This is a genomic window from Tautonia sp. JC769, assembly GCF_040717455.1.
Lineage (GTDB): Bacteria > Planctomycetota > Planctomycetia > Isosphaerales > Isosphaeraceae > Tautonia.
The window spans coordinates 427,412-439,687 of the sequence record NZ_JBFEFH010000001.1; the positions used below are offsets into that span (position 1 = coordinate 427,412).

Here is a 12,276-nt window from a genome sequence, read left to right on the forward strand (position 1 = left end):
TCCCTGAGAGCTTACTCCGAACGGGCATCCTGCCGCGATCGGACTTCCTGCTTCCGCATGGGCATCGTGTCGATGTGGTCGTACACGTCCTGCAGGGGGAAGAGCTGGTCGAACCGCCCCTTCTCCGTCCCATCCTTGCCGACGAGGATGATGGTCAGCTTGCCGAGCTCGACCTGGTACTTCGACCGGAGTTCGGCCGCGGAGTCCCGAGGGATCTCGCGGCCCTTCGCGCGACTGATCCCCTCTTCGAACACCTCGATGAGGGCGAGGTCTCGATCCTCCAGCTCGGGGACGTTCCGATTCCAGATGATCATGGTTTCGCAGTACGAGGCGTCCTCCCTCGACGGCGAGAAGACGAGCAGCGGTCGGTCCTTCCCCAGGTATCGGTTCATGGAGAAGTTGTGCAGGGGCCCGGTCTCTCGCTCGGGGGATTCTTCGGGGATCGTCACGGCCCGGCCCAGGATCACGGCCAGGACGAACGGGCTGAGCAAGATCAAGGTGCGCAGGGACACAGCGGAAACTCCTCTCGGAAATGCTCGAAGACACTCACGCGTCTGGATTTGGATGCGTGTTTTATCTCAAGAATAGGTTATGACTCGGATCACGTGCGGGAGCGGATCGGGAGGGCTGGCTTGATCGGTCGCAGGGGTGGGATCAACCGGGTTTCGGGCGGCTCCGCCCCTTCTTCGCCCCCCCTCGACGCCGAGCACCCACGGCCTGGGGGGTCGCCAGGGGGCGTTCGGGGCCGCCCTCGATCTGCGATCGCAACTGGACGATCCGATCGCGAAGCGCCGCGGCCCGCTCGAATTCGAGCGACTCGGCGGCCTGGAGCATTTCGCCTTCCAACTCGTTGAGATATTCTTCCGTGATCGCGGCGTCTTCGTTCTTGCCCACCGCCTTGCGGGCGATGGATCGGGCCTGGATCTCTTCCTCGATGCCGCGTCGGATGGCCTTGCGGATGGTCTCGGGGGTGATGCCGTGTTCTTCATTGTAGGCGAGTTGCTTGGCCCGTCTACGGTTGGTCTCGTCGATGGCGTTCTGCATGGAGCGGGTGACGGTGTCGGCGTAGAGGACGACTTCCGCGTTGACGTTGCGGGCGGCCCGGCCGATGGTCTGAATTAAGCTCGTTTCGCTGCGGAGGAAGCCTTCCTTGTCCGCATCGAGGATGCAGACCATCGAGACCTCGGGCAGGTCGAGCCCTTCTCGGAGCAGGTTCACGCCGACGAGGGCGTCGAACGCCCCTTCGCGGAGCTCCCGGAGGATCTGGACCCGTTCAAACGCGTCGAGTTCCGAGTGCAACCACTTGGTCCGGGTGCCTTGCTCCTTGAGGTAGCGCGACAGCTCCTCGGCCAGCCGCTTGGTGAGGGTGGTGATCAGGATGCGTTCGCCCCGTTCGGCGCGTCGGCGGACCTCTTCGAGCAGGGCGGGAACCTGTCCGCGGGCCGGTTCGACGCGGACGACCGGGTCGACCAGTCCCGTCGGCCGGATCACCTGTTCAACCACTTCACCACCGGACATGGTGATTTCATAGTCGCTGGGCGTGGCGGAGACATAGACACGGGGGCCGAGCTTCGTCTCCCACTCGTCGAAGCGCAGGGGGCGATTGTCGAGTGCGCTGGGCAGGCGGAACCCGTGCTCGACGAGCGTGCTCTTGCGGCTGAAGTCTCCGGCAAACATACCCCGGACCTGCGGGATTGTGACGTGCGACTCGTCGATGAACATCAAGGCGTCATCGGGGAAGAAGTCGAGCAAGGTATTCGGCGTTTCTCCGGCTTTCCGCCCGGAGAGGTGCCTGCTGTAATTCTCGATCCCCTGGCAATAGCCGACCTCCAGGAGCATCTCCATGTCGTAACGAGTCCGGGCCGAGAGCCGCTGGGCCTCGAGCAGCTTGCCGTGCTCCTTGAGCTGGTTCAGCCGCTGATCGAGCTCCTCCTTGATGGCATCGACGGCCCCCTTGATCCGTTCCTCGGGGAGCACGAAGTGCTTGGCCGGGTAAATGTAAAGATCGGGGCGCTTCTCGATGACGGCCCCTGAGATGGGGTCGATCTCCGCCAGGGTCTCGACCTCGTCGCCGAACAGCTCGATCCGGACGGCGGTCTCCTCGTAGGCGGGCCAGACCTCGACCACGTCGCCCCGGACCCGGAACTTGCCGCGCTCGAAGGAGATGTCGTTGCGGTCGTACTGGATGTCGACCAGTTTCAGGAGCATCTCGTCGCGGTCGATGATGTCGCCCAGGCGGAGGTGGACCATCATCTTGCGGTAGTCGTCGGGCGAACCGAGGCCGTAGATCGAGGAGACCGAGGAGACGACGATCGTGTCGCGGCGGCTCACCAGGGCGCTGGTCGCGGCCAGGCGGAGGCGCTCGATCTCCTCGTTGATCGACGCGTCCTTTTCGATGTAGATGTCGCGCTGGGGGATGTAGGCTTCCGGCTGGTAGTAGTCGTAATAGCTGACGAAATACCGGACGGCGTTGTGCGGGAAGAAGTCGCGGAACTCGGCGTACAGCTGGGCGGCGAGCGTCTTGTTGTGCGAGAGCACCAGCGCCGGCCGGCCGAGCCGGGCGATGACGTTGGCCATCGTGTAGGTCTTGCCGGAGCCGGTGACGCCGAGCAGGGTCTGGTGCCCCTTGCCCTCGGTCACCCCCGTTACCAGGGCCTCGATCGCCGCCGGCTGGTCGCCGGCCGGGGGAAACGGGCGTTCGATCCGGAACTCGGACATGGCGGCCTCGATGGGGTGACGCGTTCAAAGGGGGAGAAAGCGATCGGGCGAGCGGGATCGGCGTGGCGTGTTGCCTGGAATCAACGCGAAGGCCGTGCCGGCGGCCCGTCATCCGGGGGGGCGTCGACGCGAACGTACGGCCGGATTCCCTCGATCGTCGCCGGGCCGATCCCCTTCACGCGCCGGGCGAGGTCGTCGAGCGACGCGATCGGCCGCTCGTCGCGGGCGGTTTGGATCCGATGCACCCGGGTCGGCCCCAGGCCGGGCAGGGCGAGCAGGGCCAGGGGCGGGGCGGAATTGATCTCGACGACCATGAACGGCGGCGGGGCGGCATCGGGCGAGGGCGCCCCCCTCGGGGCGACGAGCCAGAGCCAGGTCGCCGGGGTCGCGGTCAGCACGGCAAGGATCCCCCGATGCCACGGCCCCCACCCCCATCGTGGCCGCTGACCAGGCATGGAACATCCCTCCCGGAGGACCGCCTACGCGTGGCCGATGAACCCGAAGTTGCTCGACAGAATTACAGTTTAGGGCCGAGGGGCGGCGGGACTCAAGCCGAGTCTTTCTGGCGAGCGGTCCGGCAGGACTCAAGATCAAATGCCGGTTGGGCCGATCCTTCCGTTGGAAACGCTCGATCGATCCTAAAATCGGGATTGACCGGGAAACCGCGGCCTCCACCGGCGTCGCGGAATTTCTCACAGCCGGAGCGATCTTGGTTCGATAACCGTTACGAGCCAGGAACCTGGGCCGGCCTCTCGCCGGAACCGACGGGGATCGTCGGAGTCCGTCAAGGCGAGAGTGGTCCCGGCGCCGGAGTCGGAGGGGTGGAGGGCCCCCCGAACGGATGGCGATTGATCCCAAGGAGGGGAAGACACAATGACCCGTTCCGCGCGGCACCGGGGCCCGCACACCCCGAAATGGGTTCGCGGCCTGTTGACGGGTGCCCTATTTCTGACAATGTCCGCCGGCATTGGCGGATGTGGCATCCCGTACGTGTTTCGGAATATCTCGCCGCTTCACCCGACCGGATGGTCGTTCGCCTGGCCGATCTTGCCTTCCCAGTCCCAGCGGCTGGAAGAAGACATCGCCAAGGAGGAGCTGGACCGGGTGCCGATCCTCGACCCGGTCCCCGGCGAATTCGCACCGCCGCCGTGCCTCGACCCGCCCAGCGAGGCGGAGATTTGGGCCAAGGTGCCCAAGTTCCGGGCCGGCATGGACCCGTTCTACACGGTCCAGCGCAACAACGCTCGCTTCGTGATCGAGAAGATCGGCGAGTCGGTCGATCCCTGCAAGGTCTATCCCCTGGCCGGGCCTTGCCAGCTGATCCACTGCCACTACAAGTGCACCGTCTACTTCGACGAGCTGTACTGGTCTGACTATCCGATCCCGTTCAATCACCGAGACGCCCGAGTCGAAGTGATTTACATCGACAAGGACTACCTCCGCCGCTGCGGTGGTCCCGAGGTCGGCACGGTCCCCGGCGGGGGCTGAGCTTACGCTCGACCGTGAGTCGCTACGATGGAGCGTCCGGGACGGACCCCTGACCCTTCCCGGATGATCCCGCCTCGGTTTGCAGCAGCCTTCCTTCCGACGACCCCCGGGTCCCTCGATCGTCTTGGTGACGGCGGGGGAGACCCGGGGGTTGTTGTTTTGGGAGGGGGAGGAGGGGGGGGCAGCCGGCTCCAGTCGGCGCGTCGCGTAGGGATCGGATGCCGGGCGCTCCCGTGGTCCGTGCCGGGGCCCCTTGGGCTCTCCCGCGTCTCGCCTTCGCGTCGGGGGATGAGGGGGAACCTCGCGACGAACCGAAGTCGGGAGGTCGCATCACGGACCGAATTTGGGTGAGTTCATCCTTCGATCCAAGGGCGTCACGCCGCGGTCGACGACGTCGCCCGGGGGTTCGACCGCGAATCCGGGCGAGATCTCCAAGAAATCTCCCCCTCCTCGGGGCCCCCATCGGGTCCGCCACCCGACCCGACATCACCCATAACCCGATCACAGCTGCGTACTTTGACCCGACCTTGTAGGCAGAATGATCAAACCGTCAAGCAATGACGAAATTTTTCGTCATTGCTCGGAATCGAGAGCCCATGAGCCCAAAAATCCTTGTACAGGGCGAGTGAAAGTCATTAGGGTGGGCCCGGCCGTTGACACGGCCTTCTGGGGAGGGACGCCCCGGTCACTTCGTCGGACTACGTGGTTCGGTCGCGTGACGGTGCCTGCCTTCCCCACTCTACTGGTTCCACCAGGAGACGACTTCATGTATATTCGAATGGCCTTCGTCGCGGCCCTCATGGGCATGGTTGCCGCCGCGACACCACGACCGGCCTCGGCCGGCTCGATCGGTTATGTGCTGGGCAACGGCGGCACCACACTGCATGCCTTCCATACCGACACCCCCGGGACGGCCACGACCATCGTCCTCGGCGGTGCCGTCAACAGTCTCGACGACATCGATTTCCGACCGCTGACCGGGCAATTGTACGGGTATGTCGATTCCTCCGACGAATACGTTATCATCGACGTGAAGACCGGCAATACGACCTTGGCCAGCTCCTCGCCGGTGGTGCCGACCAACACCAGTCGGCTGGGCATCGACTTCAACCCCACGATCGACCGGGCCCGCGTCGTCACGGAGCTGGAGACGAATATCGTCTTCAACCCCAATGACGGGTCCACCACCCTGGTCAACGACCTGTTCTACGTCGCCGGCGATCCCAACGAGGGTGCTAACCCCCAGGTGGTCGCCAATGGCTACACGAACAGCCTGCTGGGGATCATGTCCGATTCCACGGTCCAGTACGTGCTCGATTCGGATCTGGACATCCTGGCGATCCTGGGCAACAACGCCGGCACGCTGACGACCGTCGGCAGCCTGGGGGTCGACTTCACCGAGGATGCCGGATTGGACATCTTCTTCGACCCGAGCACGGGGACCAACATGGCCTTCGCCCTGCTGAACACAGTCAACTCCAACAACTCGGCCCTCTATACGATCGACCTGACCACCGGTGCGGCGACCCTGGTCGGCGATTTCGGCAGCGAATTCGGGACGATCACGGGCCTGGCCGTCACTCCCGTGCCCGAGCCCTCCACGCTGGCGATGCTGGCCATCGGTGCCGTGGCCCCGGGGGTGATGATCCTTCGTCGCCGCCGTCGCCGCGAGTCGGCCACTTGACCCGCCGATCGAACGTCCTGACCACGCACCGAACCTCGCCTTCCGGTTTGCGGGTGTGAATGATCCCTCGCCGGAACTCTGGCCTGAACGTCGATGATCGCGAGCCTTGCTCGTGCAGACCGGGATTCGTCGGAGGGTACCAGGCTCCGCGAGAGAGAGGCGAGGGGGGGTGGCTTGGGAACCGGCTGCGGGTTCCCATGCCACCTTGCTCATGATTTCCGGTTTCGTTCTCCTCCACCCGAGGGGTTACTCCTCCTCGCCGAAGAAGGGGAAGAGTCGGGCCAGTTCCTCCTTCGAGGGCTGAGAGCCGTACTCGCAGATCTCGAACGCCTCGGCGACCTTCACCTGCTCAGCGGCGTCCTCGCCGACCCATTCGGCCAGCGCGTCGCGGAAGCGATCGGCCACGCCCCCCCAGCGGTTCAGGGCCCGCTCCCGGGTCCATTCGAGCCGGGCCTCGGGAGAGTCGGGCACCTCGTCGAGGTACCCGAAAAGCCACGGGTTCCACTCGTAGAACTGCGAGCCGAGGGCGTCGATGGCGGCGACCTTCTGGTCGAGCACCTCGTCGATAGGGACGACGACGTCGGGCTGGAACGGGTTCGGCTTCTGGAAGCCGTCCTCGGAGTACATGAAGACCGGGTTCTTCCGCAGCGCCGGCACGTCGGGGCAGAAGAACGGGACGATGACCATGAAGGCCGCGTCCTGCACGAGGATCCCGGTGTAGCGGTGGTCGGGGTGGTAATCGTTCGGCCGGTGCGAGATGACGAGGTCGGCCTCCCACTCCCGGATCAGCCGGGTGATCGTCCGGCGGTTCTCGAGCGTCGGCATCAGCTCGCCGTCGTGGATGTCGAGCACCTCGGTCTCGATCCCGAGGATCTCGGCACAGCGCTCGACCTCGGCGGTCCGGCGCTGGGCGAGCGCGCCGCCGGCCATCTCGTGGTGGCCGATGTCGCCGTTGGTCGTGCTGACGAACTTGACCTTGTGGCCGAGCTTGGCCCATCGGGCGGCGGTGCCGCCGGCCTTCAACTCGCAGTCGTCCGGGTGGGCGCCGAAGACGATGATCCGGAGCGGCCGATCGGCGTCGGCGGCGTCGTCCTGGCCGGAGGCGGCCTGGCACCAGGGGAGGACGAGAACCAGCGAAAGCCATGCGAGGTGCCGGGCGGGTGAAGTCCAGGTCATCGGCGGTGGTCTCCTGTCTGATGGAGGCAGATTGAGGTCCGTGTAGCAATGGTTCTATCGCGGTCCGCGTCCCGGGTCGAGCACTCGCTGCCGGGCGCCGACAGCGGCGATCGTTCCCGGTACACTGGCAATCGGTGGGCGGAGCTCGCCCAGACGGCGTGACCGTCCCCCCCGATTCGGGGCGGATCGAGGTCGCGCATCGGGCCGTCCGATCCGCTCCCGAAGCCCCCGATCGAGCACGCAGACGCGCGAAGTATTGGTCGTCCGACGAACCCGAAACGGCCCGGAGGTCGCACCGTGATTGCCCGGAAATCGCCTGCTCGCGGACTGGCCTGCTGCCTGTGCGGCATCGGCCTGATGGCACTCGGGCCGATGGGGCTCCGAGGCGGCCAACTCCCGCCGGGGGGCCGCGAGTCGGCCGAACTGCGCGATGGCCAACGCGTCTCGGGGCAGCTCAGCACGTCCCCCGACGGCCTGATCGTCTTCCAGCCCGACTCGGGAGACTCCCCGATCCCGGTCGAACGGATTGCCCGCCTGCAAGGCCTCGGCGCGGAGGAGCCGGCCGCGCGCCGGGCGGAGGAATCGCAGCCGTTCCTCCTCTCGATCGGGTTCGATCAGCGCCTCTCCGGGCGACTGCTTGCCGTGGACGAGCAGGCGATCGCGATGACGCTCGGGCCGGACGACCAGCCGGTGACCATCGATCGCCGGGCGGTGTCGTCCCTGATCCAGCGGCCGGGAGAGGCCCAGGTCTTCCTCGATCGGTTCGAAGGGGCCGACCCGTTGGAACCCTGGACGCTCGAGCCGGGGGCGGCCGTCGCCCCGCGGGAGGACGACGACGGGTCGTTCCTGGAACTCCAGCCGGCCGGCTCGCAGGCCCGACTAAGCCTCCCGGAACCGGTCGATGCCGGTCGGTTCGAGTGTTCGTTTTACTGGGAAGGGGAGCGGGTCGCCGGCCACCGCTGGTTCGCCGATCTGATCTTCGACGGCCCGAACGGCGAGGAGGTCACGCGGGTCGTGCTCGGTTGGCGCGACGAGTTTCCGTCGGTCGAGTCGCGGGGGGGCCCGGAGATCGTGGTGCAACCCTTGATCCTCGAGCCGGGGTGGCATCGCCTCGTCGTTCGGTTCGGCCCGGGGCGAACCCTGCTGACCATCGACGGGAACGAGCTGGGCCGAGGGGGGGGGCCGAGGGGGTCGCTCCTGGCCGTCCGATTCCAGGCCGAAGCCTCCCGAGACGCAGGCGACGCGGGAGAGGTCGTCGCCCGGGTCGATGACCTCCACGTGATCCGCTCGTTCGAGCCGACGAACTCCCCCGAGATCGACCCGACCCAGGACGAGTTACGCCTGGTTTCCGGCGACCAGATCTGGGGTTCGGTCGAGTCGGCCGACGAGCGAGGGGTCCGCATCCGGATCCTCGGGACCGTTCGGGAGGCGTCGTGGTCCCAGGTGGCGGGGATCTTCTTCCGCCGCGTCGCGGTCGCCTCGGAACCGCTCGCGGGGACCTGGGTGCGGGTCGAGTGGGCGGTGGGCGACCCGGAATCGCGATCGGACCGGCTGGAGGGGATGATCGAGGGCGTCGACCGGGACGGCTACCGGATCGCGGTCCCGTATGTCGGGACGGTGACCATCCCGAGGGATCGGCTCCGCGAGCTGGAATTCCTCGGCCGGACGCGCCGGCAGGTCATCGACCCGCACGCCCGACACCTGGGCGATCAGATCATGCCCGAACTCGATCCCCCCTTGCCCGATGCCGACGAGTACGAGGTGACGTTCCCGATCGAAGCGATCCCCGAGGGGCCGATCTCCCTGGTGATCGATGCCGTGCATGTCGAAGGGGAATTCGAGGGCGGGCGGTTCGCCGAGGAGCTCCGGGCCGGATTCCAGCGGACCATTCTGCGGATCAATGGCGAGGAGTTCGACGCCCTGAATCGCCACGTCCGCGACCCGAATCGGACCCCACGCCGGCTCCGGATTCCGATCCCGTTGGATCGGCTGCAGCTCGGCGAGAATCGGCTTCGTTTCGAGCAGCTCGGCCGGGAACAGGACGAGGACTATCGAGACGATCTCGGCGTGCTCCAGATCGCCCTGGAATGGGGAGAGCCGGAGCAGGCCGAGTCGGACTGAGCTCGGGGCGTGATTGCCCCCCGGGCGGGCGGATCAGTCGTCCTGATCGCGGAACGAATTGATGTAGCTCTGGACGTGCTGCTCGATGTGCCGGGGCACTTTCTGGTTGGTCAGCGCCTCGGCCTGGGCGGCGGTGCTGGCCTCGGTGACGGCCTGGGCCTCGATGATGCTCTCGCCGATCGTCTGGGCATTCGGGGGGCCGAAGCCTTCCTGCACCGCCTTCCCCCGGCCGAGCTGCTGCTTGACCTGGGTGTTGAACGTGCTCGTGTTGTCGGCGGCGATCGGACGATCGCCCTGACCGCGACCCTGGCCCAGCCCGTTCCCGGGGTTGTTCCCCATGTTCTGCCCGAAGGCATTCATGCCGCTTAGGCGGTCGCCCATCTGGTTCAGGCCGTCGCCGCCGGTCATGCCGTCCTTGGCCATCTCCAGGTCGGCCATGGTGGAGTCGAGCATCTCCAGTTCCGCCAGGTCGCTGGCCATCTGCTGGAGCTGCTCCTGGCTCATCCCGAGCGCATTGGCCGCTTGCTGGAGATCCCCCTCGGAGAGCTGTTGCTGCGCCTGGCCGAGCTGCTGGGCCAGTTGCTGGAGCTTCTGCAGGTCTTCGGCCTGGTCGTTGAGCCGGGCCATCTGCTGCTCGAACTGTTCCTGGCTGATCGCGCCCCGGTCGCGGGCCTCTTCGAGCTGCTTCTTCCGCTCGTCGAGGTTCGCGAGTTCTTCGAGCTGCTGCTTCATCTCGCCGAGCTGCTCGCGGAGATCCTGCTTCTCCTGGTCGGACATCGAGCCGGAGAGGAGCTTGTCGCGCAACTCGTTCACCTTCTCGGCGGCCTGCTGGAAGTCCCCCTTCGCCAGCTCTCGGGCGAACTCGTCGGCCGGGCCGTCGGAGGTCATCTGGTCGAGCTGCTGGAGCTTCTTGCTGACCTGCTGGGAATCGCCGATCTGCTTCTGTCGTTCTTCCAGCGCATTGGTCAGGGAGTTGAGCTTGACCAAGGCCTCATCCTTCTCGCTGGGAGGGGCCTTGGACAGGGCTTCCGCGGCCTTCTCGATCTCGACGAGCAGCTTGTCGCTCTCGGCGAAGGCGGCCTGATCGAGCTTCTGCCGGGTCTCGGCGATCCTCTTGTTCAGGGCGTCGGCCTGCTTGGCGATCGCTTCGAGCTGCTCCGGATCGATCGGGTCGGCCTGGGTGGTCGTGGCCCGTGAAAGCTCGGGTACGAAGAGGAGACCCACGGCCAGGAGCCCGGTCGCCACGGGGAGCCAGGCCGCCCGGGGGACCTTGGGGCCGAACGGGCCGGCGACGTCGAGCGAGTCCAGATGCCGCTTCGTGTCCTCGATCAGGGCACGCCCGGCCGGCGTCTCGAGCAGGTCGGCCGGGAGCGTGAGGGCGGTGCCCAGTCGCTCGTTCAGGTGGAAGGCGCGGTCGATGGCGACGGCGGCGTCGAGCCGGCTCGGCCCGCCGAGCACGGCAATCAGGAGGGCGAGCGTGACCCCCGCCCCCCCGGCGGCCGCGAACAGGAGCGGATGGCTCAGGGGGAGCGGCTCGGCCATGATCTTCCCGACGCCGATGGCGACCGCCGTCAGGAACAGGGCTGCCCCCAGGCACCAGACCAGGGCCGAGAGGAACCGTTGGAACCGCAATCGCCGCCAGACCCTGCCGATCTGCGAGTCGAAGTCGCTCACTTGCCTTGCTCCCTCGTCTGGACCTGCCGGGCAATTTCTGGATGGGCCGATGGCCTGTTACGAGTGTACGAAGCGGGCGCCTCGCCTTCAAGTCTCGGCGCCGAAGGGTTTCGGACATCGGCGGGGAAATTCCGGCCCAGGATACCTTGAACCGGGGGCGGTGCTCAGGCCATAATCATGGTTTCTCGCCCCTTCGAACCGGGTGGCGGTCCAGATCGACACGGGAAGCCCTTGTCATGAAGAAGAAGACGAAGCATCGCAAAAGCTATGCGTGGCGGAAACGAGCCGACAGCTCCCCGGTGGCCAAGGGTCGTCGTCGGAAGCGGATCGGTGTGCGGAACCCGAGCAAACTGCGATTCGCGGGCGGCAAGAAGAAGTCCTGACGCCGCTTCGAGTCTCGGTGACGAAGCCTTGCTTGAAAACGGGGCCGGGCGTCGACCCATTTTGACATGGGTCGACGCCCGGCCCCGTGTCTTGCGCGTGACGAGTCAGTGGCCCTTGAAGGCCGAGAACCCACGCGACACGATCGCAACGCAGCGGTCAGAACATCCCCAGCTCGTCCCGGGCGTCTTCCGACATGCGGTCCGGGGACCAAGGGGGATTCATGACCAGCCGGACGTTGGCTTTCGAGACCCCCTGGAGCGACTCGATCACCTCGGTGGCCTCCCGGATGATCTGGGGGCCGGCCGGGCAGGCCGGCGAGGTCAAGGTCATCTCGACGTCGACCTCGCCCTCTCGGCTGGCGACCGTGTAGACGAGGCCGAGGTCCACGATGTTGACGCCGATCTCGGGGTCCTTCACGGCCTTCAACGCGGTCAGGACGACCTCCTGATCGGGGCCTTGACCGGCGTCGAGCGGCGGAGACGATTCGGGCTGGGGCGTGGCGGAGTCGGTCATGGCGAGGAAATCCAGGAAAAAAAGGCGGCGACGATCGGACTTGCGGGACGAAGGTGGGGTCGGTCCTCAGCGCTCCGGGGCCTGATCGGGCTCGCTCGTCGCCTCGGTGCGAGCCACCATGGCCTTCAGCCGGTAGAGGACGCCGGAGAGGCCGGCCGTGCGCTGCATGCCCAGCAGCTCGGCCATGCCGGACCGCTGGATCAGGTCGTTCGGGACGCTCAGGACGTCTTCGACCGAGGCGCCGTCGAGCCCCCGGACCAGCAGGCACACGAAGCCCCGGACGGTCGGGGCCTCGGGCGGGACGTCCGCGAAGAGGTGGACACGAGGCCCTTCGCGTTCCAGGAAGAGGAAGACCGGCGACTGGCACTCGGGCACCCGGTGCTCCTCGTCCTTCTTCTGTGAGAGCCGGTCGGGGAGCGGCGGCAAGTCGTTCGCCAGGTCGATCAGGAGTTCGATCCGCTCCTGGCGATCGGCCTCGCGCAGTTCCTCGACGAGTTCATCGAGCGCAGGGGGCAACG

11 protein-coding genes are annotated in these 12,276 nt (G+C 66.6%); 4 read left to right on the forward strand and 7 right to left on the reverse strand.

Annotation, left to right across the window (positions count from 1 at the left end):
* Positions 1-11: 11 nt before the first annotated feature.
* The 3 genes from AB1L88_RS01750 to AB1L88_RS01760 all read right to left on the reverse strand — a co-directional run bounded on the left by AB1L88_RS01750 (position 12) and on the right by AB1L88_RS01760 (position 3,116).
* Positions 12-512, reverse strand: a complete 501-nt coding sequence (locus AB1L88_RS01750) for a DUF4174 domain-containing protein (RefSeq protein WP_367094900.1) — start codon at positions 510-512, stop codon at positions 12-14.
* Between the two features lie 142 nt (positions 513-654).
* The gene (uvrB, locus tag AB1L88_RS01755; protein ID WP_367094901.1) at positions 655-2,718 is read right to left on the reverse strand and encodes an excinuclease ABC subunit UvrB; all 2,064 of its coding nucleotides are present in this window, start codon (positions 2,716-2,718) and stop codon (positions 655-657) included.
* 80 nt (positions 2,719-2,798) lie between these two features.
* The gene (locus AB1L88_RS01760; protein ID WP_367094902.1) at positions 2,799-3,116 is read right to left on the reverse strand and encodes a helix-hairpin-helix domain-containing protein; all 318 of its coding nucleotides are present in this window, start codon (positions 3,114-3,116) and stop codon (positions 2,799-2,801) included.
* Between the two features lie 592 nt (positions 3,117-3,708).
* Between AB1L88_RS01760 and AB1L88_RS01765 the strand changes: the two genes are divergently transcribed.
* On the forward strand, positions 3,709-4,206 hold the full coding sequence (locus AB1L88_RS01765; RefSeq protein ID WP_367094903.1) for a hypothetical protein: 498 nt from the start codon (positions 3,709-3,711) through the stop codon (positions 4,204-4,206).
* A 766-nt stretch (positions 4,207-4,972) separates the two neighbouring features.
* On the forward strand, positions 4,973-5,890 hold the full coding sequence (locus tag AB1L88_RS01770; RefSeq protein WP_367094904.1) for a DUF4394 domain-containing protein: 918 nt from the start codon (positions 4,973-4,975) through the stop codon (positions 5,888-5,890).
* 246 nt (positions 5,891-6,136) lie between these two features.
* Here the strand turns inward: AB1L88_RS01770 and AB1L88_RS01775 are convergent, their stop codons facing one another.
* A complete protein-coding gene (locus tag AB1L88_RS01775) occupies positions 6,137-7,066 on the reverse strand; it encodes a PIG-L family deacetylase (protein WP_367094905.1) in 930 nt (309 codons plus the stop codon).
* A gap of 297 nt (positions 7,067-7,363) precedes the next feature.
* Between AB1L88_RS01775 and AB1L88_RS01780 the strand changes: the two genes are divergently transcribed.
* The gene (locus AB1L88_RS01780; protein WP_367094906.1) at positions 7,364-9,187 is read left to right on the forward strand and encodes a hypothetical protein; all 1,824 of its coding nucleotides are present in this window, start codon (positions 7,364-7,366) and stop codon (positions 9,185-9,187) included.
* Between the two features lie 33 nt (positions 9,188-9,220).
* Here the strand turns inward: AB1L88_RS01780 and AB1L88_RS01785 are convergent, their stop codons facing one another.
* Complete coding sequence (locus AB1L88_RS01785; RefSeq protein WP_367094907.1) at positions 9,221-10,861, reverse strand: hypothetical protein; 1,641 nt, start codon at positions 10,859-10,861, stop codon at positions 9,221-9,223.
* A gap of 236 nt (positions 10,862-11,097) precedes the next feature.
* Here AB1L88_RS01785 and AB1L88_RS01790 point away from each other — a divergent pair, with 236 nt between their 5' ends.
* A complete protein-coding gene (locus tag AB1L88_RS01790) occupies positions 11,098-11,244 on the forward strand; it encodes a hypothetical protein (protein WP_367094908.1) in 147 nt (48 codons plus the stop codon).
* 157 nt (positions 11,245-11,401) lie between these two features.
* On the opposite strand, the gene AB1L88_RS01795 is transcribed toward AB1L88_RS01790, so the two are convergent.
* Together AB1L88_RS01795 and AB1L88_RS01800 are read right to left on the reverse strand one after the other, a co-directional pair.
* A complete protein-coding gene (locus tag AB1L88_RS01795) occupies positions 11,402-11,758 on the reverse strand; it encodes an iron-sulfur cluster assembly protein (protein ID WP_367094909.1) in 357 nt (118 codons plus the stop codon).
* A gap of 66 nt (positions 11,759-11,824) precedes the next feature.
* Positions 11,825-12,274: a SufE family protein gene (locus tag AB1L88_RS01800; protein WP_367094910.1), complete on the reverse strand. Its 450-nt coding sequence runs from the start codon at positions 12,272-12,274 to the stop codon at positions 11,825-11,827.
* Between the last annotated feature and the right edge of the window lie 2 nt (positions 12,275-12,276).